Origin of the sequence: Mesorhizobium sp. CCNWLY176 (assembly GCF_037153935.1) — a bacterium.
GTDB lineage: Bacteria > Pseudomonadota > Alphaproteobacteria > Rhizobiales > Rhizobiaceae > Mesorhizobium_M > Mesorhizobium_M zhangyense.
Map to the genome: position 1 here is coordinate 90,195 of NZ_JBBBDZ010000012.1, position 25,307 is coordinate 115,501.

Genomic DNA, 25,307 nt, shown 5'->3' on the forward strand with positions numbered 1-25,307 from the left:
GGAATGAGAGCAAAGCGGATGAGATAAGTAAAATTTAATAACTTTACCTAATCAGTAAAAATATCTTACTATGCTATATGCGCAACCTGACCCTCAAGCAGTTCCGGGCCGTCGAAGCCATCGTCTCCCACGGCAAAATCATCAATGCTGCCAGGGTGTTGGGGCTTTCACCGCCGGCGGTCACCATCCAGTTGCGGCAGGTCGAGGAGGAGCTTGGCCTCCAGCTCTTCGATCGCACGAATGAGGGTATGCGTCCGACTGCCGCAGGCCTGGCCTTCGTCGACACGGCGCAGGCGATCGAGGAGCGCATGCGGCTCTTGGAAGACCAGATCGACGCGATCAAGGGCGTGCGCACCGGCAGCCTCAGGCTCGGCGTGGTGTCGACCGCCAAATATTTCGCGCCGCGCATGATGGCGGCTTTCATGAAGAACTATCCCGACATCGAAATGCGGCTTGCGATCGGCAACCGGGCCGAGACCATCGCCAGCCTGAAGAACCACGAGGTCGACATCGCGCTGATGGGCCGACCGGCGAAGGACGTGCCGGTGCGCGCCTCGGCTTTCGGCGACCACCCGCTGGTCATCATCGCACCGCCGGATCACCCGCTGGCGAAGGCGCGGGATATCTCAAAGGAGCGCATCGCGCGCGAAAACTTCCTGATCCGGGAGAAGGGATCCGGCACGCGGATATCGCTGGAGATTTTCCTCAGCGAACTGCCCGGTCGGCTCGACGATCTCGGCATCGAGATGGATTCCAACGAGACGATCAAGCAGGCGGTGATGGCGGGGCTCGGCATCGCCTTCATTTCCGCGCACACGATAGCCTTCGAGGTGGAGGCGGGGCGGCTCGTCATTCTCGATGTCGCCGGTATGCCGATCCGGCGGCAATGGTTTGCGGTGATGCGGACCGATCACGCTATCTCGCCGGCCATGGCGACGTTTCATGATTTCCTGATGCGCAAGGGCGCGATGTATTTGCCGCTGTTCGGAAAGCTCTATCCAGACCCGGAAGCGAAGCGCGGCTAAGAAACCGTTTGGAAATTCTACCCTGCCGGTCATCTGACGCGATTTTCTGCGCTTCCGGTGCTCACGTACCTAAATGTACGCTCCGCTCCGGTTCTCGAAAACCACGCCATATGCCTCGGCAGGGCGAATTATCAAACGGTCTCTAAGGCACTATTTCTTGGGCAGCGTCTCGGCCACCGTCTTGGCCAGTTGATACAGCCGCTGCTCGATGATTGTCGGCACCTCACAGACATAGGTCAGGGATTGCACGCGCTCCTCGAACACCCGCGTCTGCCAGGTCAGTTGGTCGGTGCGCCGCGTCACTTCGTTCTGGTCGGCATCGGGCTTGTTGCGCAGGGCATCGACATCGGAAGACTCTTTCCGCAACGCCGTCGCCATTTCCAGCTGCTTGTGCGCGTAACGGGCGATGCCGGAAATGACGTGTGAGCGCTCGGCGTTCATGTGGTCGAACAACCCCTGGACCAGCATGGTCAACTGCGGCTGCAGCTTTTCGGGCGGCAGGGTCGCGGCAAAATCCTTGATCTCCTTCTGCGCCTCGGCAATGGGGACGCGCCGGGCTGCCAGTTCCTCGACGCGCTCCGAGATATCGTCGTCCTTCGACCAGTCCTTCGCTGCCTCGGGCAGGTCAGGTCCGTTCCATATCTGGCCGAGCGAGAGTTCGGGCACCTTGCGCTGGATGCAGGGCCAGTCGGGATCGTTGCTGGCGGCGGCAAGCGCTGAACTGGAGAAGCCGGCAGCCAGCAGGATGGCTACAAGGCAGCGAACAGGTCCGGTTCGTCTCATCAGGCATTTCCTCCCGTATCCTGTTTGCGGTTCATGAAACCGCGCGATGGGTCGTAGGCGATGATCGCCCCGCCAAGGAACAGCAACGTGCATCCGACCACGACTGCTAGCGATGTCCAGTCGATCTGGCCGTAGAAGGCGAAGCGCACCAGTTCGACGGCGTAGGTGAAGGGGTTGGCGAGGCAGATCTTGTAGAGCAGGGGGCTCGATTCCTGGATGCGCCACAGCGGATAGAGTGCCGGCGAGGCGAAATAGGCCGGGAAAATCACGAAATTCATGATGCCGGCGAAGTTTTCGAGCTGCCTTATCATCGAAGATAGCAGCATACCGAGCGCGCAGAGCATCAAGCCGGACAGGAACAGCGCCGGCAGCACCATGACATAGCCGATGGGCGGCGCCTTCACGCCCCAGAACCAGGCGATAACCAGAAACGCATAGACCTGGGCGATCGAGACAGCGACGCCGGCAAGCAGCTTCGACACCAGCAGGAACCAGCGCGGGAAGGGGCTGATCAGCAGCGTGCGCATGTTGCCCATCTCGCGGTCATAGACCATCGACAGCGACGACTGCATGCCGCTGAACAGCAGGATCATGCCGCACAGGCCGGGCGTGATGTAGACCTCGTAGAGGACATAGGTCTTGTAGGGCGGGATGATCGAGACGCCGAGCACCTGCCGGAAGCCGGCGGCGAAGATGAACAGCCACAGCAGCGGCCGGACCAGCGACGAAATGAAACGCTCGCGCTGGTGGATGAAGCGCAGACCCTCGCGCAGCAGGATGCCCTTCAGGCAGATGAGATAGTTGACCAGCCTGTAGGGTTTCGAGCGCACGGGCACGATGCCGGCGCCGGTCGCGTTTGTCGGCAGGGCCGTGCTCATGTCTGAGCCCCCGTTGCTTTGCGCGCATCGAGCCCGCTCAGTTGAGAAAACGCCTCGCGGATCGTCTGCTTGCCGGTCGATTTCACCACATCGGTAACGCTGCCCTTGGCGACAAGATTGCCCTCGCGCAGGACCACGACATGGTCGCCATCGTCGACCTCGTCGATCAGATGGGTGGCCCAGAGCACGCCGATGCCTTCGGTCACCACGAGCCGTCTTATGGTGGCAAGGATGCTGGCGCGCGACTGGATGTCGAGGCCGACGGTGGCCTCGTCCAGCAGCAGCAGGGAAGGGCGATGCAGCAGCGCGCGCGCAATCTCCACGCGCCGCATCTGGCCGCCGGAAAGGCTTCGGGCCTTGTCATGCAGGCGGTCGCTCAATTCGACGGATGCCAGTAGCGCATCGATGCGCTGGCGGGCATCGCGCGTGCCGATGCCGTGAAGGGAGGCGTGGTAGGACAGGTTCTGGTAGACGCTGAGATCGAGGTCCAGCGTGCGTGCCTGAAAGACGATGCCGAGCCGCCGCAATGCCTCGCCCGAGGCGCGGTCGATGTCGTGGCCGAAGATGCGGATCGCGCCGTTGCGTGTGTTGTAGAGATGGCTGATCAGCGAGAACAGCGTCGTCTTGCCGGCGCCGTTCAAACCGAGCAGGACAGTGAAGCTCGCCGGCGCGATGAAGAAAGAGACGTCGGACAGAGCGCGTTTCGAGCCATAGGAATAGCTGAGCGCGGCGACGTCGAGAGCCGCCACGCTGCCATGTCCATTGGTCTTCACATGCTGCAAGCCGGATTTCTCCTTCCCTGCCTCACAGGATAGCCCGCAAGTCTGTCACGCTCCATCGGACTATTTGATGGTAATCGTGCCTTTCAGGCCCTTGTCGGCGAGATCGGGCACGGACCATGTGTAGTTGCCGGGGCGCACGGTGGTGAACTGGACCTGGATGGTGCCGTCGGCGTCATATTCGAGCCAGGCCGGGGCGCCGTTCATGTGGACTTCGAGATCGTTGATGACGATCTGGTTCATCCAGACGTTGCGGAACAGATCGGTCACGAATTTGTATTCCAGCCCGCCCGCAGCCGAGATCTTCCAGCGGTAGCCCTGGCCGGCGATCAGCTCGAAGTCTTTCTGGTTGGCGGTGAACTGGTCCTCCTTGGTGCCGAGGATCAGTTCGGGCACATCCTTGCTGGCGCGCGTCACCTGCTCCTTTTCGCCGCTCGCCGGCTCTGTGGTGGTGGTGGCAGCAGCAGCCGGCTGCTCGTCATCGTCGTCGTCAGCGTCCTGCGCCCAGCCATGCGACGCCGACAGTGCCGCTCCCATCAGTGCCGCGAAAGCGATCGTGCGGTATTTCCTCATTACGTCTCCTCCTTTTGTTGCCTGCGTAAATTCTGTGCCGCTCAGTTCGGCGACACGACCACCCCCCATGGCAGCGCGCCGACCGTCACCGACTGGACCGGCTCGTCGGTTGCGACATCTATGAAGGTGATGTCATTGGAAATGCCGTTGGTGCTGATGATCGTCTTCTGGTCGGGCGTGAAGGCGAGCTGCCAGACGCGCTGGCCGACCAGCACATATTTCTCGACCTCATAGGTCTCGGCATTGACCACTGCCACCCGGTTGGCCGGCCCGAGTGCGACATAGGCCTTCTTGCCGTCGGCGGTGATGCGGATGCCGACCGGCTGGATCGATTCGGCGCGCAGGCCGGGGATTTCGAAGGTGATCTTGTGCGTCACCTCGCGGCTGGCATTGTCGATGATGGAGACCGTGCCGCCGATCTCGGCGCTGACCCAGACCTCCGAGCCATCCGGCTTGAACTCGGCAAAGCGCGGGCGCGAATCGACCAGCACGTTGTTGACGATCTCGTGGCTCTCGGTGTCGATGAAATGGGCCATGTTGGTCGTTTCCGACGTGTTGACCATGACCTTGCCGTCGGGGCTGACGCCCATGCCTTCGGGCTCGACGCCGACCGGCACCTCGGCCAGAACCTTCTTTGTGGCGACGTCGATGACGGTGACGAGGTTGTCGTCCTCATTGGCGACGTAGAGCTTCTTGCCGTCGGGAGACAGAACGAAGAGTTCCGGATCGGGACCGGACGGCAGCGTGTCGACGATCTCGAGCGTTGCCGTATCGATGACCTCGATGGTGTCGTCGTCGCTGGCGCAGAGATAGACGAACTTGCCGTCATGCGAGATGGTGATGCCGCGCGGGCGCTGGCCGACATTGACCGTCTTGACCACCTCCATCGTCGTCGAATCGACGACGCTCATGGTGTTGTCCTTCTCGTTGGAGACATAGACCATATAGGCCCAGGCCGGCGAGGCCGCGCAACCTGCGGCCAGCGTCGCGGCCAGCAATGCCAATCGTCTTCCCATTCAGAACTCCTCCCGACTTGCAGTTTATTCTATTTAAAGTGGCATTTGGTCTCCGGCTGGTCGACCCCGAGCGTGTCGAGTTCGGAAACCTGATGCAGGAAACCCTCCTGCGGCGAGGTGGTGACGACGGAGCGTCCATCACCGAGGAAAATCGGCTGGCGCAGCTGCCAGTTCCATTTGCGGAAGGTCAGCTTCTGGCCCTTGAAGGCGGCGATGGAAAAATCGTCGGCGCGGATGAAGGCCTCGATCTTGGCCGGGTCCGCACCTTGCGTGCGCGTGGCGGCATCGCCGAGAATACGCGCTGCCGTCCATGCCGCCATATCCTTGGACAGCATGCGCCGGCCGGCGTATTTGGCAAAGCGGTTCTGGATCTGCGAGCCGCCCCATTGCTCGCTGGCCGGATGCCAGCCTGACGGGATCAGGCCCGCCGTGCCCGCGACGGGACGCGGAATCCAGGTGCGGAAGGGAACATAGGTGCCGAACACCTCACTCTCGTCGGCGACCAGCAGCACATCATGGTCGGGCAGATCCTGGGTGAAGACCGGCATCTGCCGCTGGATCTGCACGACGCCGGAATCCGTCCGGCGCGCCGTGCCGGTATCCTTGAATTCCTTTTCCGCGACGATCTGGCCGCCGAAACGCGTTGCAGCGCGGCGAAGCGCCTCGGCAAAGAGCTTGTCCTTCTCGTGCGAGCCATAGATCAGCGCCCATTTGGGCCATTGCTTCCAGATCAGATATTGCGCCAGCCCGTCGGCCAGCATGGTTCGCGTCGGCGCGGTGTGGAAGACGTTGACGCGGCATTCCTCTTCGCGCAGGACGTCGTCGGTCGACCCGACATTGAAGATCAAAACACCGTGATCGCGCGCAATATCGGCGATCGACAGCAATTGCTGGGCCGAAATATCGGCAAGCAGATAGCGATCGCCCTTGGCGACCATCTCGTTGAAGACGGCAACGACATCGGCATCCGGCTTCACCTCGGTGACGTCGAGGACGAATTTCTGGCCGAGAAAGGAGCCGGTCGTGTTGTTGTCATTGAGCGCCACATTTGCGCCGGCGACACCTTCGTCGCGTGGCGCAATGTCGAGAACCGAAAGCGCAAGCTGCGGCTCATAGGCGCGCAGATAGCCGATCTTGATCTCGATAAGCTGCTTTTCGGGCTTTGCAGCCTGAGCCTTCGGTGCAGGTGCGACCTCCTGAGAGGTGGCTGGGCCAGCGTTGACGCTTGCCAAAAAAAGGGCGATGAAGACTGCGAGAGTGTTAGGCACCATACTCTTCATAGATACTCGTTCTTCTTGCATAAGCCGTCGCCCGATCTAAACCGGGAGATGCAGAAATACGGTGCCGCGATGAGCTTAACCCACGAGAAAAATTTATCAAACCCCGTAAGTCTACTTTTTCGGGCAGCTTTCGATGTTTGCCCAATCTCCGGTTTTGGCAAGGTGGCCAATAGAACAAGAAGCGGCGATTTGCGGCTCGTGCCCTGCATGGATTATCGCTATCGTGACATGCCGGTTTCGTGCCTTGAGGACCTGACCAAATGACAAAAATGCTGGCGAGCGTAAACGGGGTCGAGGAAGCGGAGATCGCCATGACGGGCGGTGCCGATATCATCGACCTGAAGGATCCAAAGGCCGGCGCGCTCGGGGCAGTCACCACCGAAATCGTTCGCCAGACCGTTGCGGCTGTCGCGGGACGCCGGCCCGTCAGCGCGGTGTGCGGCGATCTGCCGATGGTGCCGGAAACGATCCGCGCCAGGGCCGAGGAAATTGCAGCCGCTGGTGTCGATTACGTCAAGATCGGCTTCTTCCCGTCCGACGACGCGGAGGCTTGTGCAGAGGCGCTGGCAGCGCTGGCCCAGAGGACGAAACTGATCGCGGTTTTGTTTGCCGATCTGAAGCCAGACCTCGACCTTTTAACGGTGCTAGCCAAGCATGGCTTTCATGGTGCGATGGTCGACACAGCCGACAAGACGGGCGGACGATTGCTGGACCACATGCCGCCGGAACGTATTCCGGGCTTCGTCAATCGCTGCAGGGAAGCGGGCCTCATCGTCGGGCTGGCCGGATCGCTGGAAACGCCGGACATCCCCCGTCTGCTGCCTTCCGGACCGGATTTCCTCGGCTTTCGCGGCGCGCTCTGCGATCAGTCGCAGCGTACTGCGTCCATCGATATCGAGGCCGTGAGGCAGATACGCGAACTCATTCCCGAGGAACGGCCGGCCGGCAGCGCGTCGAGCGTCGACTATCGTCTGCTGGCAGCGCGCGGCTACTCGCCAGGGGCGGCTGATCCGACACTTGGAACCGACAAGATATTCGTGCGCGATTTCGTCGTGCCGGTGCAGATCGGCGCTTACAGCTTCGAGCACGGGCATACGCAGAAGGTGTGCTTCAACGTGACCGCCGATGTGCTGCGCGTGACCAACGCGCCGGAAGACATGCGCCACGTCTTTTCCTACGACATCATCATGGACGGCATACGAACCATCGTAGCGCGCGGCCATGTGCAACTGAGCGAGGCGCTGGCCGAGCAGGTCGCGGCACTGGTGCTGGAAGATCCACGCGTGATGCGCGTCGTTGTGCGGGTGGAGAAGCTGGAGCTCGGGCCCGGCGGCGTCGGCGTCGAGATCGAGCGCAAGCGCGCCAAGGAACAGACATCGTCATTGCACCCGACCGCGCCGTCCCATGGCGGCGGCTTGATCGGCCGGGGCAAGAAGGGCGCGTCTTCATGAAACGCACTGTCGTCAAGCTTGGCGGCAGCACGGCCTTTCATGCCGAAATGCGGGAATGGGTTTTTGCCCTGGCAGCAGCGGAGATGCCGCTGGTCATTGTGCCGGGTGGCGGACCGTTTGCGGATCAGGTTCGCGATGCGCAGAAGCAGATGCGGTTTTCTGATAGGGCGGCGCATTTCATGGCGATCCTTGCCATGGACCAGATGGGACTGGCGATCGTCGAGATGCACGACCGGCTGGTGCCGGCGCGTTCCTTTCGGGACATAGAGGAGGCGCTGCAACGGAGGGAAATTCCGGTCTGGCTGCCGTCGCAGATGTGCCTTTCAGCCACCGAGATGCCGCAATCATGGGACCTGACCTCGGATTCACTCGCGGCATGGCTTGCCGGCAAAATCGGAGCCGAGGCGCTGCTGTTGATCAAGCAAACCAATGCTTTCGACGAGAACTCTCAGATTTTGAATCTGGTTGCTGTCGGCATCGTCGATCCCCTGCTGCCGGCTATGCTGAAACCAGGAGTGGATTTTTTCCTGGCCGGGCCTGCGGCGCTGGCAAACGCCCGAGAGCGGTTCGCTGCGGGCGAAGTGCCCGGTGTGAGGATTGGCGCAGAGAGATCCTTGGCCAGGGGAGCCGCGTAAAAATGGCCAAGCTGCATACGCCGCGCTGGGCCTGGGTGCTGACCGGTTCCGGCCATTTCTTCACCGAGAGCTTTGCCCTGATCCATGAGCTGGAGCATTGCGATATCTTCGTCACCAAGGCGGCCAACGAAGTGCTGCGCATGTACAAGCTCCAGCTCGATTTCCCCGACACGATGCGCGTTCTGCACGACAAGACGTCGAGCTCCGTGCCGGTCGGCGGCTTCTATCACGGCGTCTACCACACCGTGGTGATCGCGCCGGCCACCTCCAACACCGTTGCCAAATGCGTGCTCGGCATTTCCGACACCATCGCCACCAACGTCTTTGCGCAGGCCGGAAAGTGCCGTGTGCCGGCGATCGTCTTTGCCTGCGATACCGCGCCCGAGCTTGAGACGATGGCGCCGGATGGCATGGTCAAGGTCTATCCGCGGCCGGTCGACCTCGAACATACCGAGCGGCTGAAAAGCTTCGAGCGCACCAAGGTGGTGGAGTCGCTGGCCGATCTTCAAGCGGCGGTGGCAGCGCGGCGCGCCGAACTCGAACGCCATGGCTGAGCGGCTCGTTTTCCTCACCGGTCATCTCGCCCGGTCGCGGCTGGAAAAGCTGCTTTCCGGTCTGGGCCGGACGGAATTCGAATGGGAGATCGTCGATATCGGGGTCAAGGTCGCTGCCCTGATGACCGAGGAGATCATCAAGCGGCGGCTGACGCTGCCGGAAGGCTCTGAGCGCGTCATCCTGCCGGGGCGCTATCGCGGTGAGCTCGAGCGGCTGTCGGCGCATTTCAACGTGCCGTTCGTGCGTGGACCAGACGAGATTGCCGATCTGCCGGCCTTTCTAGGCCGCGCCGGCGAACCGCCCGACCTGTCGCGTCATGACATGCGCATTTTTGCCGAGATCGTAGATGCGCCGATGCTGTCGGTTGCGGGTTTGCTGGCTCGCGCAAATGTCCTTCGGACGGCGGGTGCGGATGTCATAGACATCGGCTGCCTGCCAGAAACGCCGTTTCCCTTGCTGGGGGAGACGGTGCGGTCGCTGAAGGCGGAGGGATTCTCGGTCAGTGTCGATTCGGCCAGCCTTGATGAGCTGAAAATCGGTGCGCAGGCAGGGGTGGATTACTTGCTGAGCCTCACCGAACACACGCTGCAGCTGGCGCTCGACTTTCCCGTTACGCCGGTGCTGATCCCCTCGGTGCCCGGCGATCTGGATTCGCTAGGTCGCGCCATCGAGGCTGCGCAGAAAGCCGGAATCGCTTTTATCGCCGATCCGGTCCTCGATCCGATCCATTTCGGTTTCGCACAGTCAATCGGTCGCTTTATCGAAGCGCGCCGGCGGTGGCCCGAGATCGAATTGCTGATGGGCACCGGCAATCTCACCGAATTGACCGACGCCGACAGTTCGGGTGTGACAGCGCTGCTGGCGGGGCTGTGTTCGGAGCTTTCGGTGCGCAATGTGCTGACGGTCCATGTCAGCCCGCATACGGTGCGGACAGTGGAGGAACACGACGTCGCCCGCCGCATTCTGTTTGCCGCGCGCAACGATGGCGCGCTGCCGCGAAGCTATCATGCCGGCCTGCTGCAGGTGCACGACCGCAAACCCTATGCGGCGACCATCGAGGACATAGAGGCCCTTGCCGGTTCGGTGCGCGACGCCAATTTCCGCATCGTGACGGCGCAGGACGGCATCCATATCTTCAACAACAAGGGCCATGTGGTCGCCACCGATGCTTTTGAACTGTTTTCCGGTCTGGGCGTTGAGAAGGACGGCGCTCATGCGTTTTATCTCGGCGCCGAACTGATGAAGGCTGAAATCGCCTGGCGCCTTGGCAAGCGCTATGCGCAGGACGAACCGCTGGCCTGGGGCGTGGCAGCTCCCGCGCCGGAAACCGATCGCACCCGCCTTGCCGAGGCGGGCCACACGCTGCGGGCGAAGAAAGAGGGTTCGTGATGCCTTACATTCGCGAGACGATCATCACCACGGCCGACAAAAGCGGCAATGTCCACATTGCCCCTATCGGTATCATCGCAGAGAAAGACGGCTGGTTCATCGCGCCGTTTCGGCCTTCGACCACGCTCGACAATCTGGCGCAGGTCCCCTTTGCCATCGCCAACTATACAGACGATGCCCGCATCTTCGCCGGTTGCCTGACTGGCCGCAAGGACTGGCCCACCGTTGCCGTGAAAGGCTTTGCCGTTCCGCGCCTCAAAGCCGCGCTGGCGCATTCGGTGCTGGAAGTCGTTCATGTCGATGACGACGGTCTGCGCCCGCGCCATTTCTGCCGTGTCGTCTCGGAACAAACCCACGCGGCGTTCACCGGTTTCAACCGGGCCAAGGCGGCGGTGCTGGAACTGGCGATCCTTGTCAGCCGGCTCGGCATGCTTTCGCGCGACAAGATAGAGGCCGAGATCGCCTATCTAACGATTTCCATCGACAAGACTGCCGGCCCCGAGGAAAAGGAAGCCTGGGGCTGGCTGATGGAGCGCGTTGGCGATCACTTCACGCGTGCGGATGCTAAGGGCGACGATGTGCAAGCGCGACCGGAAGGGGTTCTCCCGGTGGAGCGGTGATATTTTAAATCCGCCACTGGTGCCAAATCTCTGGTTTGGCTGATTTTTTATCGAGTATATGTCTTAGCGCAAATCCGGCGCCAGAAGCGCCAGTGCGGCGGCAGGTGCGGCACTGCTGGCCTCGCTGCGGCTTTCATCTGTTGCGGGAATGAGGTCGGCAAAGTCAATGAAGGGGCGTCCGAGCCGATCCGCCAGCCGCTTCAATTGCCACCGCCCGATGCCGGCACCGACCAATGGCGCGTCCGGCTTGGCAGCAAGCTTTCCCGCCACTCGGAATGCCGCATCGTGAACCGTGCGAAGTTGCTGTTCGCTGAACCAGCCGGCGAGTTCGCGCCATTCGGGTGCGCTCAAATCGGACGTATCGCGCCCGACCATGCGGGCGATGCGGGCGATCGAACCGTCCACCGTTTTTGCCTGGCCATCGGCGGCGGGCTGCTTGTCGTCGGCTTCGTCGAGTACGCCAAGAATGCGATGCGCATCGGCGATGGATGCGAAATATTCGTTCATCAGCGGCGTCATCCGGCCGCGAACCGGGGCGCTGGAAGCCACGCCGATCAGGGCGCTGCGGGTGAAGCCTGTGTAGACCAGTTCGCCGGCGAGCATTCTCTCTGCGTCGGTATAGCCGTCATTGGCGATGCTCCCGTCTTGGGTGACGATGATGTCGGTGGTGGTCGAGCCCATGTCGACGAACAGTGCATCGCCGGTGAGCTTTGCTACGAGGGCAGCGCTCGCATGCCAGTTGGCCGAAGCGACGTCCAGGGCAAGGGCTACTGCGCGGTCAGGGCTAACGAAGCCGGAGCGGCCGGCGTAGATATGTGCTTCGCCGGGGAAATGTTCGGAGATCATCTGGAGCAGCGTTGCGATGCCGGCCTCGCGCGACGGGAAGATGTCGGAGAGTTCGCCGGTCATGGTGAAGGCGTTGAGGCTGCTTCCCGAAAAGAGCGGCAACGCCTCGCGGATTGCCGTGGTGAGGCGATCGAGGCCGAGCCAGATCGGTGTCGCCAGCGTCAGCGCCTCGACAATGCGGCCGTCTTGCGCCCGCGCGACTTTCAGATGCGCGCCGCCGATGTCGCAGCCGACAGTGATGTTCTTTTCTTTTGTCACGCTTCAGGCTTTCATGGATTGATTCAACTGGAATTTGCCGCATGCGTATCATCCCCGTTCTCGACCTGAAAGGCGGGCAGGTCGTCCGCGCCGAACAGGGCAGGCGGGATCGCTACAGGCCGATCGTCACACCGCTCAGCACCAGTGCCGATGTGGTGGCTGTGGCCGAGGGTTTGCGGGGTTTGCATCCGTTTTCGACCTTCTACATCGCCGATCTTGACGCCATCGAGGGTCGTGCACCGAATGAGGATGCGCTGTCGCGGCTGAGAGGAATATCGCCACCGCCCGAGCTGTGGTTGGACGCCGGGCTCGCCGATGAGAGGGCGTTCGCCAGCGCTCTCGGCATGCCGTCGCTTTCTCCCGTGCTGGGATCGGAGTCGCAGGCCGATGACGTGTTGCTCAGACGCTTTATGAGCCATCCCGATCTCATATTGTCGCTCGATTTTTTTGCCGACGGTTTTCGCGGGCCAAAAGCCTTGCTCGAAAATCCGGGCATCTGGCCGCAAAGGGTGATCGTCATGACATTGGCCAAGGTCGGCGCCGCTTCGGGCCCGGATTTCTCGAGACTGAGGGAGATCAAGGCGAAGGCTGGAAACTGCATGGTGATCGCCGCCGGCGGCGTGCGCAATGAGGCGGATTTGCGTGAATTGTCCTCACTCGGCATCGCTGCCGCTTTGGTGGCAACGTCGCTTCATGACGGCACGCTTACGCCGGCACAGATCGCCGCTCTATCTGATTAGACTGTCCTGATCGCAGCCCGAATAAAACCGTCCCGCAGGCTTGCAGGCTGGTCGCACAAGCAGTCATCCGAAGGATCGAAACAATCCTTCGGATGGGAGATCAAAATCCCAAGAGCTTTTTCAGCCGGCGCAACAGACCATCCGGCTCTGCAGAGGGTTTTACCTGTGCGGGGCTGTCTCTTGTCTAAGCGCCGAACGGATGCTTGACCTTGTCCCGCTGGGCAGTGGCTTCGGCGGCTGTCGGCGTGCCTGCGATAGCGCGCTGAATGGCTTCCTTGGTTGCCTTGTAGTTGTATTCCTGGATCTTGGCGTCATCATTGGCTTCCCAATGGATGAACACGCCGACGCAGATGAAAATGTCATCGGCTTCGGCGGCGGGAATGATCCCCTCGGCAACGCTGTCCTGCACTGCCTTGGCGACGGCGAACTGTGCCGGGCCGAACATCTGCACCGCCTGCTTGGCGCCCTTGATCGTGACCTTGTTGAACATCACGGTGTTGGGTTTGCACTGAAGATTGGGCGCGATCACCGCCAGAAGCGAGGTGAAGCCGTCCTTGTTGTTGGTGAGTGCGTTGCAGAACGCGGTCTCGACCGCACTCCCTCTCGGGCCGATCAGAAGATCGATGTGGGCAACTTCGTTGCCGTCTCCGACAAGCGATTCACCGACCATAACTTTAGAAATTTTTGCCATGCCAATTTCTCCTCCAAGACACAATTATGGTGTCCACAGATGCCGCGACCGAGCGGGCGCTCGATGGACAGCTATCCTTGTTGGCAGCGCCCGGGGAAATCCGGACCGGTTGGCTAGATAGCCGCGAAAGCGTTGCTTCCGCGAAGGAAATTCAACCATCAACGTTTCGATTATGCAAGGCGAAGCCGGAGATTGTGGACTAAAAGACAAGCTACCGTCAGATCGGCCGACGTGCCGGGGTTGATGCCACGCTGCTTGAGGCGTCCGTCGAAGGCTGCGAGGATGCGAATGCGGTCCTCCCTGTCGCCATTGCGGGCGACGGCCGCGCGCACGATCGTGGCTTCCAGGCGCACTTCCTCAGTGATTGCCGGGCCGTGTTTTCGCAGCACGTGGCTATCCGAAAAGCTGCTTAGAAACTTCATGTAAGCGAACACTGTCGGCCACATGCCGCTTTCACCGCGAGCCGTTGCGGCGTCCAGTGCCGGTAAGCCAAGTTCGAAGATATCCTTGTAGCCGGTGACATATTGCCGGGCGATGCTGTCGCGCGGCGAGGCCTCGCGCATGGCATCGAGCAGATGCGCGGTGGGCTTTTCGCGGACATCGTGCTGCGACGACGATCCGAGACCGCCGGGGGAGGCGAGTACGATCGCAGCGAATACCGCGGCGGTGTCTTCAAGATCCATGCCCCGCAGGGCTTCGTCGAGATTTCCGCGCAGGTCGCCGCTGTTCGTTTCGGCTGCAAGCATGAGAGGCGCGCATAGCAGGATGATGCCGAGATTGGTGTTGGTGGCGACGGCGTCGCGCGTGGCCCGTACCGCCTCGAGGATGCGCGTTCCGAGCGGCAGCTTCGGGTCGGTGAGCGGCTCGGACGAGACGTTCGCGCTGGTCAGGAACTGCGCGACGGTCATGTCATGACCCTCGGCGAAGACGTGGACGTTGCCGGACTTGAAAGCTTCGATTTCCTGCCGGCAGGCATCTTCATAGGCTGTACGAATGTCGCTGCGGGTAAGCATCGGCTTACGACTTCGCGACGGCCATCGGGAATGGCTCTACCAGCCGGAGCGGCGGGCGCAGTTGCCCACGCGTGTCGAGAAAGGCGAGCAGAGCATCCGCGATTGCCTCCGCGATGTTGACGGCCACTACCGACTGCAATCCCGACCAGGCCGGCATGCTGTTGACCTCAAGGACGTAGAGGCTGCCATCGTCGGCTGGCACAATATCGACGCCGGCGAAGTCCGCGCCGACGGCGGCAGCGGCGGCAAGTGCGTGTTCCGCGAGTTCATTCTCGATCTTGCCCGAAATCGCTTCGGGTGCTGCACCGCGATTGACGTTGGTGATCCAGTCATCGCCGCGCCGCGCCATCATTGCCAGCACCTTGCCGGCGCAGACGAAGACGCGGTAGTCGCGAAACGGCGGACCTTGGCGTTCCACATAGTGCTGGAGATAATAGACGCTGCTGATCTCTTCCTCCGCGGGAAGGTCCGACAGTTCGCGTATCAGCCTGATGCCCCGGCCCTGTGCTCCGAACAGCGGCTTGAGCACCAGCGGGGTTGTGGCAAGCTCGCGTGCCGCGATGGCTTCCGTGGCTGCCAGTCCCTCAATGGCGAAGGTTGTTGGGGTTGGAACGCCGGCGTTCTTCAGCAAGAAGGTCGTCATCGATTTGTCGACGCAGCGCTCTATCGCCTGCGCTGAATTCCAGACGGGAACGCCAAGCTTGCCGAGCGCGTGCAACACGCCAAGGCGGCGCGTGATAGCCTCGAAGGACCCGGCCGAGATCGAGCGGACGATGACGGCGTCAGGCAATTCGCCTGCGTCGAAGCCGGGAATGGTGAGGCCGCAGGGGCTCGTCGTGTCGAATGCGATCGACGACAGCGAGGCAGTAATCGCTTCAAAGCCTTTTTCACGCAAGGCAGAGAGGAGCCGTTTCGATTGCGGCCCGGCATTGTCGTTGACGACGAGTATTCTGGCCTTCACGCGATGATTCCCTTGCCGGCGCCAAGTGATTGTTTCGACGCGTGATCTTCGTTGCCGCAGTGTGCAACTTTTCGCGCCGGCTTTCGACCGGGCATCATGCGTCAGCCAAGGCTTTTTTCCAGCATCGCAAAATCGCGGCCGCCGCTTCTGAACGTATCGCCGGTCTCGATGGCCGTCACCAGTACCTGCGCTGGGCTGAACAGCAGCGGGTCGATGGCATAAAAATCGCCTTTGAAATGCTTGAAGATGTCGGCGAAGGGCCGGCCATGGTCGCGCGAAGCGCTGCTCGGCAGTTTGTCGGCTAGCGCTTGCGCATCCTTCGCCGTTCCGCGCACGAAAAGCTGCGCCACGCCGCCATATATGATGGCGTCGTTGGTTCGGCCCATCGCTGTGAGAAAATCCGGATGGGGTGCCGGAATGGGGGCGGTGGCGATCCCGTCGATGATATTGTCGAGCGGGAATTTGAGATCGTTGGCCTTGTGCAAGGCAACCTCGAGCACGCGGCTGACGATCTGCACGGCACCGGCAATGCTCTGGGTTGGCGCGTAGATGAATGTCAGTTTTTCGGGGGCGAGGCTTGTTGCCTTCGCCACTTTTTCGACCACCGCTTCGGGTGGCGGTTTTGCTGTTTCCAAAATGATCACTGAAGCATTGGCCGTCTCACGATAGCTTAGCGTGGAGAACAACGGCTCGACCCGTGCCAGCGCGCGAACGGGGCCGGAACCCATGGCGAAATAGTCGCCGTTGGAAAGATTCCAGCCGGCATACTGGCTGGCGAGGCAGGCCAGGACGGGTTGCGAGGAGCGGACTTCGACATGGAGCGGCCAACTGTCCGAACCCTGGTCCAGATTGGTGGCGATGACACCGAGCCCGCCCATGGCAGCCTCGGCCATGCGTAGACCTGCTTCGACACTGCCTTGCGCCTTCGCGCCGGCGTCGATCAGGCATTCGCCGAGCGGGCCTTTCGAAACGGAAACACGCAAGCGTTCAGCATCGCGGATCATGTCCTGAACGATGCGTTGCGCATTGTCATTGAGATATGCGGAACCGTCCTTCATGACGGGTCTCCTGCCCATTGGCGTTGCAATTCCCGCGCGCGGCGGTTCAGGGCATGTTGGGCGACATGTGCGCTGGGGCCGTTTGCGAAGATGGTGCAGATGGGATCGCCGGCATCGAGGCTGGAACCGGCCAACTGGCGGTCGGCCACCCATTCGGGCCATGCGATTTCCGGGAAATTCGGGATCGGGCGGTCGGTGTAGGCAATCGTCGACGCCATGCAATCGGAAAATGCGGGCAGGCGAGGCGCTTCGCCGCGCGAGGCGCGAAGATGGACTTCCATCAAGGGGGCTTCGTCCGTGTCAAAGATGTCCAGCGTGGCGCCCGGACGCGGATTGATTTCCAGCAGGTGATAGCCGTTCGCGTTGCGAATGAAATCGGCGCTGCAAAGCCCGACGAGGCCGGCGCGGGCGGTGAGGGCGTTCAGCCAACCACCAATCATTGCCGCATCCTTCCGGTCGAAGCGGCGCAGCCGCACCGCGCCGCCGTAGCGGTAGGGAGCGCTGGCGGTTGCTGACAGAAACTGGCGGCTGAAGCCGACGATACGCGCGGCGCTTCCGTCGCCGACAAACAGCGCCGAGATGCTCTTGCCCGGAATGAAACGCTGGAAATAGCGGCCGGTTTTTGCCGCGTCGCCATTGGCGCGGTGGATATGCGTTCCGCCGGCTGCCCCAGCGGTCTTGACCAGCCAATTCTCGGGATCAACTGGCGGCTCGTGCCGCAGCTCCGGGTGCGGAATGCCGAATGCCGCGCAGTCGGTGGCGAAAGTCTCAGGGTCTTTTACCCGGCGAACAGCGTCGCCGCTGTTGCCGGCAAGCGGGAAATTTTTGGCGATCCTGTCGAGCGTGCCGGGCAGGCGCTCGAAGCCCGACCCGCAAACGATGGCGAGGGGCTCTTCGCCTTCCGTAAGTTCCGTGAGCGTATCGATCATGCGCGCACCGTCGATGCCGCTGTGCAGGTTGCCCGGCAGCCTGATGGCGCGGTCCGCCAGTTCCACCGTGTCAGCATCGCAGAACATGTCGGCGACAAGCGCGCGATAGCCGGCGCGCCGCGCCGCCGTTGCAAGCGCACGGCCGGAAATTGCCGCGATGACCACGGCCTTGGAGTTATTTTGCGATCTCGCGGGCAAGGGAAAATGCGTCCTGAAAATCGAATGCGACCGGCTTCTTGGCGTCGATCATCTTCTGAAACAAACCGAACTCGGTCTTGTATTTGACATTGCCGATGGCGAGTGCGCCGATGCCCAGGGCGCTCGCGCCATCGATCGGATCGCTGTTGGCGTTGACGGCAAGGCCTTCTATGCCGGCGGGCGGCACGGCGTTGACGTCGGCTGCGAGCAGAAGTTTTGCAGCCCCATTCAACTGTGCCTTCGAGATAACCTGAACACCGGCTTTAGCCGCGGCCAGCACGACCTCGCTGGCTTCCAGGATCGCCGTCTTCCTGGCTTCGGACGAGCCGTCTTCGGCATGGACCTCGACGCCGAACCGGCTCTTGATTTCCGCCGCGATCTTGCCGACGCGCTGCAGGCCGTCATGGCCGACGACCGTGACGTGAGCGCCTTCCTTGGCGGCGATGACGGCGGTGCAGAAACCGACGACGCCGGTGGCACCGAAAACTGATATGCGCGTATCCTTAAGCTTGCGGTCGAATTTCTTGTCCAGCGCCTTCTCGACCTTGGCGACCATGGCGGCTGCTGTTGTGAACGAACCGGCCGGGTCCGCAAACACCGAGACCACGAAGGGCGGCACCATGGCCTGCTTTGCCGCGTCGAACATGTCGAGTGCCAGCGAGACATCCTTGCCGGCAATGAAAATGCCGGTGTTCACGCCAGCGTCCGGCGGGCGCGAGAAGATGGCGTCCTGAACGAGGCCGGTGACTTCGGCAAGCGTGACGCCGGTGTAGGGCACCACCGCGTCGAAGCCGGCATCCACCGCCATGTTTACGTCGAAGGGGCTCATCTGCCTGAGCGGCGTGAGCATGTGCAGAATGTGTTTGGTGGCCATGTGTGGTCTTTCCGACGTTTCAGGTGGTGCCCTTCGACGTCTCAACTCCCAACGAGGTCGAGTTCTGACGGCGCGATCTCCGCGCCCGAATTGCGGCCGCGCACAATCTTTATCTCCATGCCGGTTTCGGCTGTTCCGGCAGCGGCACGGACCATCGCTTCGGCGGCGTCCTGCGAGGGCGCAAAGGCAAAACCCGTCGGGCCCCAGGAACTCTGGCCGATGCCGACGGCGCCGGCTTCCGCCAGTCTGTTCGCGACGGCCTCCACCCTTTTGCTGGTGAAGACACCGCCCTGGGCCGGCGCGAAATAGGCACCGATGGTGGACTGGATCGCCGTGATGGCGGTGCCGAAGGCTGCGAGGTTGTGCTCGATCATCGCTGGCATGACGCCCATCAGCACATGGCGGCAGATCTCGCCGGCGCTTGTTGTGGGGAAGGGCGGCAGCGCGCGAAACGCCTCGATCTCGTCTGACCCGTGAATGCCGTTCTGGTGCGAATCGAGGATCAGCAGCACGCGCCAATCTTCCGGAAAGGGCAGGCGGGCGATCACAGGTGGCTGCTTGCCGCTGTCATCCTTGCCGGCGTCGATGATCAGGCCGCCGCTTTCAAAGCTGGCGATGCCGATGCCGGAACGCTCGCCGCGGCCGAGAAGGATCGCGTCTGTCCCGGTTTCCAGCGGCAGGCGGTGCAGCGTGCGCAAGGCCGCGGCAACGGCGATGGCGATCTGGGTGCCCGAGCCGAGCCCGGCATGGCGCGGTATGGCCTGCTCGATCGAAAGCCGATGGTGCGAGCGTATGCCGAGATGCAGGCAGAGTGTCGCAAGATGCTCGGCGGCGCGAGCACTGTCCGGCCCCTCTACGACTGTCTCGGCGGCGCGCGAAAGCGTCAGCACCATTTCCGGCTCGCTCAGGGGCAGCCCAAGGCTGCCGAAGCGCCGTACAGCTTCGCCACTCAGATCGAGGAATCCGAGATGCAGTCGCGCCGGCACCTTTATCGTTACGGAATTAGACATCTGCCCCCATGTGGGTGCATCATACATGCATCACAGAAGTTTAGGTGCCCGACATCATGATAACTGCTTTCATCGATGGAGCAAGCGGGGGAAGAGGATATCTCTGCTCTTTCCGTGCATGCAGAAGCAACGGCATTCTGTGCAACAGGCGGAGACGGCAATGAGCGACGATGACACAAAAGCTGCGAAAGAACGGGTTTACTCCGAAGATGAGGTTACCGAGCGGCTGAAGAAGGAGCTGCCGAACTGGCGTTACGAAAACGGCTGGATCAGGCGAAAGTACAAGACGCACAGCTGGAAATCGACGCTGATGGTGATCAACACGGTCGGCCATCTGGCCGAGGCCGCGTGGCATCATCCCGATATCGCCGCCTCCTATGCCTTCGTTGAGGTCAAGCTGATGAACCATGCGGCAAAGGGCATCACCGACAAGGATTTCGAACTCGCCAGGAAAATCGAGGACGTCGTGCAGTGGCAACCGGCCAAGGATGGCGGAGCGCTGGAAGGCACGCCGGCCACCGACCAGCGCTTCGCTTACGTCAAATACGATTGACGGCGCGGCAAAACGTCCGCACCCGGTTGTCTCGAGTGGGGTTTGCGCTCGAATTATTTTTGGCTACAGTCTGATCGGCACCAGAAAGTAAAAGCATAGCATGGCGGTTGCGTGGATCGGCGACCGGGATGTGCCTGTAGCGCAGGCGGCAAAACATGCCGCCGGGCTTTTGGTGTCCAGTCTCAGCCCGGTTTTCAGTTTCGATACGGATGTGCATGGCACGCGCGCGGCGATCGCGCTCGCCGAGCGCGTCGGTGCGGCCTATGACCATATCGGCGGCGAGGCGCTGGCACGGGAGACAGCGCTGTTCACCGATAGAGGCGGCATGTTCATCGCACCCGGCGAGACAAGGCGACGGGCCGATGTCGTTGTCATCGCGGGCAGTCTGCCTGCTCATCACCACGAGTTCGTCGCAGAGCTTGCAAGCACGGCGCCCGACCTTGGCGGTGGCGTCTCCCGACAGTTTTTCCTCATCGGCGCTGAAACCAAGGCTGCATATCTCAGCAAGGCCAAGCCGACGCGGCTGACGGCAGCGGGCGCGGGCATCGGCGGCACGCTGGCGGCACTTCGGGCACAATGCGCCGGGCGTGCGGTGGCCAAGCCGGTTTCGAATTTCGAGCGCTTTGCAAAGGCGCTGGCTGAGGCAAAGTTCCCCGTCTTCCTGTTCTGCGGCCAGTCGCTCGACCTGCCCGGACTGGAAATGCTGCAGGGGCTGATCGCCGATATCAACCGCAAATCACGCGCCTCGGCACTCCATTTGCCGGCGAGCGAAAGCGGCTGGGGCAGCACGCTCGCCTCGACCTGGATGACCGGCTTTCCGATGCGCACCGGTTTTGGGCGCGGGATGCCCGAGCTCGACCCGTGGCGCTTCGACGTTGCGCGGATGCTCGCGGCGGGCGAGGCCGACCTTCACCTCTCGATATTTGCGACGAAGGATCGAATTGCGGCTGCGAAGGGTGTTTCCTTGATCGCATTGGCGAGAAGCAAGAAGCCTATCGCCGGTGCGGCGGTCACTATTTCCATCGGTGAAACGGGCGTCGACCACGATGCCGTCACCTGGTCGAGCCGGATCGGCACGCTGGCCGCCGTCAAGGCGCAGGCCGCGACTGATCTGCCGGATGCTGCCTCGGTCCTGCGGCTGATTGCCGAACACCTGCCTGACGGAAAGGCGCTGCCATGCTGACGCGGATAAAGGGCGGCGAGATCGTCGATCCCGTCAACGGACGGCTCGGCAAGGGCGACCTGTGGATCGAAGATGAAGCGATTGTCGAGGCCCCAGCCGGCAGGCGTGCCGACCGGACCATCGATGCCACCGGCTGCGTCGTCATGGCTGGCGCCATCGACATCCACTCGCATATCGGCGGCGGCAATGTGAACACGGCGCGTTTGCTTCTGCCGGAGCACCACGCGGCGCACGCGCAGCGACCGGCGGAAACGCCGCTTTCCAATGCCGGGTGGTCGACCTTCCAGACAGGCTGCCTCTACGCCAAGATGGGTTTTACCACCGTTGTCGAGCCGGCCATGTCGCCCGGCAGCGCGCTGCATACGCATCTCGAGCTTGCCGACATCCCGATCATCGACAAGGCGACGCTGGCGATCCTCGGCAATGACGATTTCCTGCTGTCGATGATCCGCGACAAGGCTTCCTCGCAGATGATCGAGGACTATGTCGCCTGGACGGTTTCTTCGAGCCGTGCGCTTGGCGTGAAGGTCATCAATGCCGGGGCGGCAGCCGCCTTCAAGGAGAATGTGCGGACCTTTTCGCTGGACGATGTCGTGCCATCCTATGGCGTCAGCTCGCGCAAGATCGTCAAGACGCTGCAGGCCGCGGTGACCAAGCTCGGCATTCCGCATCCGCTGCATGTCCATTGCAACAATCTCGGCGCGCCGGGCGCTGCCGACACGGCTGCTGCAACGATCGCAGCCGCCGAGGGCGTGCCGCTGCATCTGGCGCATCTGCAATTCTATGGCTACGGCACCGAAGGCAAGCGCCGTTTCTCCTCGGAGGGCGCGCGGCTTGCTGAACTGGTGAATTCGACGCCGGAGGTGACCATCGACATCGGCCAGGTGATGTTCGGCCAGACGGTGACGATCTCCTCGGACGTGATGCGGCAGTTCACCTCGCGCGGCACGGCCAGCCCGAAGAAAACTATTATCTATGACGGCGACGGCAATGGCGGCGGCATCGTGCCGTATCGCTATCGCGACGATTTCTACGGCTCGGTGCAATGGGCGATCGGGCTGGAGCTTTTTCTCCTGATCAACGATCCATGGCGGGTGTTCTTCACCACAGACCATCCCAATGGCGCGCCATTCACGGCCTATCCCGATCTCTTCGCGCTGCTGATGAGCCGCGATGCGCGCAATGCGGCAGCAGCCAACCTTTCACAAAAGGCTTTGACCCTCACCACGCTCGGCTCGATCGATCGCGAATATACCTTCGAGGAGATCGCGATCATGACGCGGGCAGCACCCGCAAGGCTGCTCGGGTTGAAGGGTCGCGGTCATCTCGGCGCCGGCGCGCTGGCCGACGTTGCGGTCTATCGCAAGGGCGGGGATATCGCGCAGATGTTCCGCGAGGCCGCCTTCGTTATCAAGAATGGCGAGGTGGTGGTCGAAGACGGCGCGATCAAGAATTATCGCTGGGGCAGGGCGCTGCGGCTCAACCCGCCGCCGGACAAGGCGATGGTGCGGCGGCTGGAGGCATACCATCAGGAGCGCTACGGCCTGTCGCTCGACTGGTTCGATTTTCCCGATTCCGCCATCCGGCGCGATGAACCGTTCGGCGAGGTGTCATGCAACGCTTGATGGTCAATGGCGTGGCGATCGACGACACTTTCGCGGAAGCCTTCGGCATGCGCGCGACCGCCATCATCATCACCGGACCGAACCGCAAATGGGCGCGGCAGGCGGCAATCTCGATGACAGGTTTTGCCACATCGGTCATCGGCTGCGGCTGCGAGGCGGCGATCGATGTCGAGCTTACGGCTTCGCAGACGCCCGACGGTCGGCCGGGCTGCCGGGTGATGATCTTCGCCGTCAGCACCGACGAATTGCAGAAGCAGTTGCAGAACCGGCTTGGCCAATGCGTGCTGACCTCGCCGGGCAGCGCCTGCTTTGCCGACCTGAAAGGCGCTGCCGACCTCAAGCTCGGTTCGGCGCTGCGCTATTTCGGCGATGGCTGGCAGGTGTCAAAAAAGTTCGGCGGCAGGCACTACTGGCGCGTGCCGGTGATGGACGGCGAGTTCCTCTGCGAGGCGACGACCGGCTTGACCAAGGAGGCAGTCGGCGGCGGCAACCTGCTGCTGCTGGCTGAAAGTAATGCCAAGGCGCTTGCGGCGGCGGAAGCGGCGGTCGCGGCGATCGAGAAGGTGCCGGGCGCGATCATGCCGTTTCCCGGAGGCGTCGTGCGGTCCGGCTCCAAGGTCGGCGGCAAATACAAGGGCATGACGGCCTCGACCAACGACGCTTTCGCACCAACGCTGCGCGGCGTGGTGAAGAGCGAACTCGGCGCGGATATAAACGCGGTGCTGGAGATCGTCATCGACGGGCAAACCAGCGATGCAGTGGCTGCCGCGATGAAGGCGGGACTGGGTGCGGTAACCAAGCTCGGGCCGGCCAAGGGTGCATCGCGCATCAGCGCCGGCAATTATGGCGGCAAGCTCGGCAAGTTCCACTATCATCTGAAGGATTTGCTGCCGTGAAAGCGCTGACCTTCACCCTTCGCGAAACGCCGCCGGAGCGGCTCGATCTCTCGCCGCTGACACCGGAAAAGCTCGCCAGTGTCGACAAGCGAGAGATCAGCAAGATCCGGCTCGGCATGTCGAAGCGCGGTTTGACTGTGAGCGATCTGTTCAAGGTTACCGGCGGGGACATCAAGACCATCGTTTTCGAAGGTGGAAGCGAGCGGTTCGATCGTGTCGGGACCGGGCTTGTCGATGGCACGATCCGTGTGGTCGGCGATCTCGGTGCGCAGGCGGGACGGCAAATGCGCGGCGGAGTTCTGGCGATTGAAGGCAATGCTGGTCCTCACGCGGGCTCCTCCATGCGGGGTGGGCGGCTGGAAATTTTTGGCAATGCCGGCGATTATCTCGGCGGGCCGTTGGCCGGTGAACTTGCCGGCATGAATGGCGGCGTGGTGATCGTGCGCGGACGCGCCGGCGCTTTTGCCGGCGACCGGATGCGGCGCGGCGTTGCTGCGGTGCTGAAGGGCTGCGGCGAGTATGCCGGGGCGCGGATGATCGCCGGGACGCTGGTGGTGACGGGCGGCGTCGGGCGATTGCCGGGCTATCTCATGCGACGCGGCTCGATCCTGCTTGATCGTCAGCCGCAGGAGCTATCACCGAGTTTCGTGGAGTGCGGCGCGCCGGATAGCAGTTTTGCGGCGGTGATGGATCGCTATCTGGTGGCTGATGGCATTCTGAAGCGACCGCTGCTTGGCAAGGCGCCGGGGAAGTTTGGCGGGGATAATGCGGCGTTCGGGACGGGGGAGATATTGTTTAGGCGGTAGAGATTGGTGCTGAGAGGATCGGCGCTGCCCCTCACCCTTACCCTCTCCCCGTAAGAACGGGGAGAGGGAGGCGTCGGCGTTGGAGCTTCCTTCCTCTCCCCGTCACTATACGGGGAGAGGATGCCGGCAGGCAGGTGAGGGGCAGCGCCAACCCGAAACCAGAGATACTCCCAAACTTCTAATGCTCGTGATCGCAAAGGTCGTGGTTCGCCAGCGCCTGGATCACATAGCAATCCTTGACCTGATCGCCGTGGCAATGGCTGGTTATGCGCTCCAACTCGCTTTCGAGCCGCTTCAGCTTTTCGATCTTCTCGCGCACCGCCAGCAATTGCTCGGCGGCGATGCGGTCGGCCTCGGCGCAGGGTTGCTCGGGGTGGGCGCTTAGCTCGATCAATTCCCGGATCGCCTCGATGGTCAGGCCGAGGTCGCGGGCGTGGCGGATGAAGGAGAGGCGGTCGCGTTCCTCACGCGTGTAGCGGCGCTGGTTGCCTTCGGAGCGCTCAGCGGCCGCGATCAAGCCCATCTGCTCATAGTAGCGAATGGTCGGGATTTTCACGCCGGTCCTGCGCGACAGGTCGCCGATGGTCAGCATTTTTGACTCCCTGAATAGCTCTAGTCTCTGGAGATGTGGGGCCTTTCTCGACGCAGGTCAAGCTTCAGGGAGCGACGCAGGTCGAGGATG

General features: G+C 62.2%; 27 protein-coding genes. 12 read left to right on the forward strand and 15 right to left on the reverse strand.

What is annotated here, in order from left to right:
* Positions 1-77: 77 nt before the first annotated feature.
* Positions 78-1,025 (forward strand): LysR family transcriptional regulator, encoded by a 948-nt coding sequence (locus tag WBQ96_RS19705; RefSeq protein ID WP_336553292.1) that lies wholly within the window; start codon positions 78-80, stop codon positions 1,023-1,025.
* A 150-nt stretch (positions 1,026-1,175) separates the two neighbouring features.
* On the opposite strand, the gene WBQ96_RS19710 is transcribed toward WBQ96_RS19705, so the two are convergent.
* The 6 genes from WBQ96_RS19710 to WBQ96_RS19735 are packed head-to-tail and all read right to left on the reverse strand — an operon-like array spanning position 1,176 to position 6,334.
* Positions 1,176-1,808 (reverse strand): hypothetical protein, encoded by a 633-nt coding sequence (locus WBQ96_RS19710; RefSeq protein ID WP_336553291.1) that lies wholly within the window; start codon positions 1,806-1,808, stop codon positions 1,176-1,178.
* Complete coding sequence (locus WBQ96_RS19715) at positions 1,808-2,686, reverse strand: ABC transporter permease (protein ID WP_336553289.1); 879 nt, start codon at positions 2,684-2,686, stop codon at positions 1,808-1,810. Before WBQ96_RS19715 ends, WBQ96_RS19710 begins: the two co-directional genes overlap by 1 nt.
* A complete protein-coding gene (locus WBQ96_RS19720; RefSeq protein WP_336553287.1) occupies positions 2,683-3,468 on the reverse strand; it encodes an ATP-binding cassette domain-containing protein in 786 nt (261 codons plus the stop codon). Before WBQ96_RS19720 ends, WBQ96_RS19715 begins: the two co-directional genes overlap by 4 nt.
* Before the next feature lie 60 nt (positions 3,469-3,528).
* Positions 3,529-4,038 (reverse strand): hypothetical protein, encoded by a 510-nt coding sequence (locus WBQ96_RS19725; protein WP_336553285.1) that lies wholly within the window; start codon positions 4,036-4,038, stop codon positions 3,529-3,531.
* Positions 4,039-4,079: 41 nt separating this feature from the next.
* Positions 4,080-5,054, reverse strand: a complete 975-nt coding sequence (locus tag WBQ96_RS19730; protein ID WP_336553283.1) for a YVTN family beta-propeller repeat protein — start codon at positions 5,052-5,054, stop codon at positions 4,080-4,082.
* A gap of 29 nt (positions 5,055-5,083) precedes the next feature.
* Positions 5,084-6,334: an ABC transporter substrate-binding protein gene (locus WBQ96_RS19735; RefSeq protein WP_337035917.1), complete on the reverse strand. Its 1,251-nt coding sequence runs from the start codon at positions 6,332-6,334 to the stop codon at positions 5,084-5,086.
* A 260-nt stretch (positions 6,335-6,594) separates the two neighbouring features.
* Between WBQ96_RS19735 and WBQ96_RS19740 the strand changes: the two genes are divergently transcribed.
* The 5 genes from WBQ96_RS19740 to WBQ96_RS19760 are packed head-to-tail and all read left to right on the forward strand — an operon-like array spanning position 6,595 to position 10,984.
* Positions 6,595-7,785, forward strand: coding sequence for a (5-formylfuran-3-yl)methyl phosphate synthase (locus WBQ96_RS19740; protein ID WP_336553280.1), 1,191 nt, complete (start codon positions 6,595-6,597; stop codon positions 7,783-7,785).
* On the forward strand, positions 7,782-8,420 hold the full coding sequence (locus tag WBQ96_RS19745) for an amino acid kinase family protein (RefSeq protein ID WP_336553278.1): 639 nt from the start codon (positions 7,782-7,784) through the stop codon (positions 8,418-8,420). The genes WBQ96_RS19740 and WBQ96_RS19745 overlap by 4 nt, the downstream gene beginning before the upstream one ends.
* A gap of 2 nt (positions 8,421-8,422) precedes the next feature.
* Positions 8,423-8,974: a flavoprotein gene (locus WBQ96_RS19750; protein WP_336553276.1), complete on the forward strand. Its 552-nt coding sequence runs from the start codon at positions 8,423-8,425 to the stop codon at positions 8,972-8,974.
* The gene (locus tag WBQ96_RS19755; RefSeq protein WP_336553274.1) at positions 8,967-10,364 is read left to right on the forward strand and encodes a DUF6513 domain-containing protein; all 1,398 of its coding nucleotides are present in this window, start codon (positions 8,967-8,969) and stop codon (positions 10,362-10,364) included. The genes WBQ96_RS19750 and WBQ96_RS19755 overlap by 8 nt, the downstream gene beginning before the upstream one ends.
* Positions 10,364-10,984: a DUF447 domain-containing protein gene (locus tag WBQ96_RS19760; protein ID WP_336553272.1), complete on the forward strand. Its 621-nt coding sequence runs from the start codon at positions 10,364-10,366 to the stop codon at positions 10,982-10,984. The genes WBQ96_RS19755 and WBQ96_RS19760 overlap by 1 nt, the downstream gene beginning before the upstream one ends.
* 63 nt (positions 10,985-11,047) lie before the next feature.
* Here the strand turns inward: WBQ96_RS19760 and WBQ96_RS19765 are convergent, their stop codons facing one another.
* Positions 11,048-12,088: a hydantoinase/oxoprolinase family protein gene (locus tag WBQ96_RS19765; RefSeq protein ID WP_336553270.1), complete on the reverse strand. Its 1,041-nt coding sequence runs from the start codon at positions 12,086-12,088 to the stop codon at positions 11,048-11,050.
* A gap of 41 nt (positions 12,089-12,129) precedes the next feature.
* On the opposite strand from WBQ96_RS19765, the gene WBQ96_RS19770 reads away from it, so the two are divergent.
* Entirely contained in the window at positions 12,130-12,828 is a 699-nt protein-coding gene (locus WBQ96_RS19770; protein ID WP_336553268.1) for a HisA/HisF-related TIM barrel protein, read from the forward strand.
* Between the two features lie 184 nt (positions 12,829-13,012).
* Here WBQ96_RS19770 and fae read toward each other — a convergent pair whose 3' ends face one another.
* The 7 genes from fae to WBQ96_RS19805 all read right to left on the reverse strand — a co-directional run bounded on the left by fae (position 13,013) and on the right by WBQ96_RS19805 (position 19,562).
* The gene (fae, locus tag WBQ96_RS19775) at positions 13,013-13,519 is read right to left on the reverse strand and encodes a formaldehyde-activating enzyme (RefSeq protein WP_165116585.1); all 507 of its coding nucleotides are present in this window, start codon (positions 13,517-13,519) and stop codon (positions 13,013-13,015) included.
* A gap of 170 nt (positions 13,520-13,689) precedes the next feature.
* The gene (locus WBQ96_RS19780) at positions 13,690-14,532 is read right to left on the reverse strand and encodes a triphosphoribosyl-dephospho-CoA synthase (protein WP_336553265.1); all 843 of its coding nucleotides are present in this window, start codon (positions 14,530-14,532) and stop codon (positions 13,690-13,692) included.
* A 4-nt stretch (positions 14,533-14,536) separates the two neighbouring features.
* Positions 14,537-15,493, reverse strand: a complete 957-nt coding sequence (locus WBQ96_RS19785) for an ATP-grasp domain-containing protein (RefSeq protein WP_336553263.1) — start codon at positions 15,491-15,493, stop codon at positions 14,537-14,539.
* Between the two features lie 101 nt (positions 15,494-15,594).
* Entirely contained in the window at positions 15,595-16,551 is a 957-nt protein-coding gene (gene mch, locus WBQ96_RS19790) for a methenyltetrahydromethanopterin cyclohydrolase (protein ID WP_336553261.1), read from the reverse strand.
* Entirely contained in the window at positions 16,548-17,678 is a 1,131-nt protein-coding gene (locus WBQ96_RS19795; protein WP_336553260.1) for an ATP-grasp domain-containing protein, read from the reverse strand. The genes mch and WBQ96_RS19795 overlap by 4 nt, the downstream gene beginning before the upstream one ends.
* Positions 17,656-18,552, reverse strand: coding sequence for an NAD(P)-dependent methylenetetrahydromethanopterin dehydrogenase (locus WBQ96_RS19800; RefSeq protein ID WP_336553258.1), 897 nt, complete (start codon positions 18,550-18,552; stop codon positions 17,656-17,658). The genes WBQ96_RS19795 and WBQ96_RS19800 overlap by 23 nt, the downstream gene beginning before the upstream one ends.
* A gap of 41 nt (positions 18,553-18,593) precedes the next feature.
* Positions 18,594-19,562, reverse strand: a complete 969-nt coding sequence (locus WBQ96_RS19805) for a beta-ribofuranosylaminobenzene 5'-phosphate synthase family protein (protein ID WP_336553257.1) — start codon at positions 19,560-19,562, stop codon at positions 18,594-18,596.
* 160 nt (positions 19,563-19,722) lie between these two features.
* Between WBQ96_RS19805 and WBQ96_RS19810 the strand changes: the two genes are divergently transcribed.
* The 5 genes from WBQ96_RS19810 (at position 19,723) to WBQ96_RS19830 (ending at position 24,625) form a co-directional block, all read left to right on the forward strand.
* The gene (locus WBQ96_RS19810) at positions 19,723-20,115 is read left to right on the forward strand and encodes a 4a-hydroxytetrahydrobiopterin dehydratase (RefSeq protein WP_336553255.1); all 393 of its coding nucleotides are present in this window, start codon (positions 19,723-19,725) and stop codon (positions 20,113-20,115) included.
* 100 nt (positions 20,116-20,215) lie between these two features.
* Positions 20,216-21,298, forward strand: coding sequence for a tungsten formylmethanofuran dehydrogenase (locus tag WBQ96_RS19815; RefSeq protein WP_336553253.1), 1,083 nt, complete (start codon positions 20,216-20,218; stop codon positions 21,296-21,298).
* On the forward strand, positions 21,292-22,923 hold the full coding sequence (locus WBQ96_RS19820; protein ID WP_336553251.1) for a formylmethanofuran dehydrogenase subunit A: 1,632 nt from the start codon (positions 21,292-21,294) through the stop codon (positions 22,921-22,923). Before WBQ96_RS19815 ends, WBQ96_RS19820 begins: the two co-directional genes overlap by 7 nt.
* A complete protein-coding gene (gene fhcD / locus WBQ96_RS19825; protein ID WP_336553249.1) occupies positions 22,911-23,819 on the forward strand; it encodes a formylmethanofuran--tetrahydromethanopterin N-formyltransferase in 909 nt (302 codons plus the stop codon). Before WBQ96_RS19820 ends, fhcD begins: the two co-directional genes overlap by 13 nt.
* Positions 23,816-24,625: a formylmethanofuran dehydrogenase subunit C gene (locus WBQ96_RS19830; RefSeq protein ID WP_336553247.1), complete on the forward strand. Its 810-nt coding sequence runs from the start codon at positions 23,816-23,818 to the stop codon at positions 24,623-24,625. The genes fhcD and WBQ96_RS19830 overlap by 4 nt, the downstream gene beginning before the upstream one ends.
* A gap of 178 nt (positions 24,626-24,803) precedes the next feature.
* Here WBQ96_RS19830 and WBQ96_RS19835 read toward each other — a convergent pair whose 3' ends face one another.
* Positions 24,804-25,217: a MerR family transcriptional regulator gene (locus WBQ96_RS19835; protein WP_336553246.1), complete on the reverse strand. Its 414-nt coding sequence runs from the start codon at positions 25,215-25,217 to the stop codon at positions 24,804-24,806.
* Between the last annotated feature and the right edge of the window lie 90 nt (positions 25,218-25,307).

What these genes read in the sequence shown, in the direction of transcription:
- WBQ96_RS19705 (WP_336553292.1), top strand. Translation starts at nt 78, where the DNA reads ATGCGCAACCTGACCCTCAAGCAGTTCCGGGCCGTCGAAGCCATCGTC.
- WBQ96_RS19710 (WP_336553291.1), bottom strand. Translation starts at nt 1,808, where the DNA reads ATGAGACGAACCGGACCTGTTCGCTGCCTTGTAGCCATCCTGCTGGCT.
- WBQ96_RS19715 (WP_336553289.1), bottom strand. Translation starts at nt 2,686, where the DNA reads ATGAGCACGGCCCTGCCGACAAACGCGACCGGCGCCGGCATCGTGCCC.
- WBQ96_RS19725 (WP_336553285.1), bottom strand. Translation starts at nt 4,038, where the DNA reads ATGAGGAAATACCGCACGATCGCTTTCGCGGCACTGATGGGAGCGGCA.
- WBQ96_RS19730 (WP_336553283.1), bottom strand. Translation starts at nt 5,054, where the DNA reads ATGGGAAGACGATTGGCATTGCTGGCCGCGACGCTGGCCGCAGGTTGC.
- WBQ96_RS19735 (WP_337035917.1), bottom strand. Translation starts at nt 6,334, where the DNA reads ATGAAGAGTATGGTGCCTAACACTCTCGCAGTCTTCATCGCCCTTTTT.
- WBQ96_RS19740 (WP_336553280.1), top strand. Translation starts at nt 6,595, where the DNA reads ATGACAAAAATGCTGGCGAGCGTAAACGGGGTCGAGGAAGCGGAGATC.
- WBQ96_RS19745 (WP_336553278.1), top strand. Translation starts at nt 7,782, where the DNA reads ATGAAACGCACTGTCGTCAAGCTTGGCGGCAGCACGGCCTTTCATGCC.
- WBQ96_RS19750 (WP_336553276.1), top strand. Translation starts at nt 8,423, where the DNA reads ATGGCCAAGCTGCATACGCCGCGCTGGGCCTGGGTGCTGACCGGTTCC.
- WBQ96_RS19755 (WP_336553274.1), top strand. Translation starts at nt 8,967, where the DNA reads ATGGCTGAGCGGCTCGTTTTCCTCACCGGTCATCTCGCCCGGTCGCGG.
- WBQ96_RS19760 (WP_336553272.1), top strand. Translation starts at nt 10,364, where the DNA reads ATGCCTTACATTCGCGAGACGATCATCACCACGGCCGACAAAAGCGGC.
- WBQ96_RS19770 (WP_336553268.1), top strand. Translation starts at nt 12,130, where the DNA reads ATGCGTATCATCCCCGTTCTCGACCTGAAAGGCGGGCAGGTCGTCCGC.
- fae (WP_165116585.1), bottom strand. Translation starts at nt 13,519, where the DNA reads ATGGCAAAAATTTCTAAAGTTATGGTCGGTGAATCGCTTGTCGGAGAC.
- WBQ96_RS19780 (WP_336553265.1), bottom strand. Translation starts at nt 14,532, where the DNA reads ATGCTTACCCGCAGCGACATTCGTACAGCCTATGAAGATGCCTGCCGG.
- mch (WP_336553261.1), bottom strand. Translation starts at nt 16,551, where the DNA reads ATGAAGGACGGTTCCGCATATCTCAATGACAATGCGCAACGCATCGTT.
- WBQ96_RS19800 (WP_336553258.1), bottom strand. Translation starts at nt 18,552, where the DNA reads ATGGCCACCAAACACATTCTGCACATGCTCACGCCGCTCAGGCAGATG.
- WBQ96_RS19805 (WP_336553257.1), bottom strand. Translation starts at nt 19,562, where the DNA reads ATGTCTAATTCCGTAACGATAAAGGTGCCGGCGCGACTGCATCTCGGA.
- WBQ96_RS19810 (WP_336553255.1), top strand. Translation starts at nt 19,723, where the DNA reads ATGAGCGACGATGACACAAAAGCTGCGAAAGAACGGGTTTACTCCGAA.
- WBQ96_RS19815 (WP_336553253.1), top strand. Translation starts at nt 20,216, where the DNA reads ATGGCGGTTGCGTGGATCGGCGACCGGGATGTGCCTGTAGCGCAGGCG.
- WBQ96_RS19820 (WP_336553251.1), top strand. Translation starts at nt 21,292, where the DNA reads ATGCTGACGCGGATAAAGGGCGGCGAGATCGTCGATCCCGTCAACGGA.
- fhcD (WP_336553249.1), top strand. Translation starts at nt 22,911, where the DNA reads ATGCAACGCTTGATGGTCAATGGCGTGGCGATCGACGACACTTTCGCG.
- WBQ96_RS19835 (WP_336553246.1), bottom strand. Translation starts at nt 25,217, where the DNA reads ATGCTGACCATCGGCGACCTGTCGCGCAGGACCGGCGTGAAAATCCCG.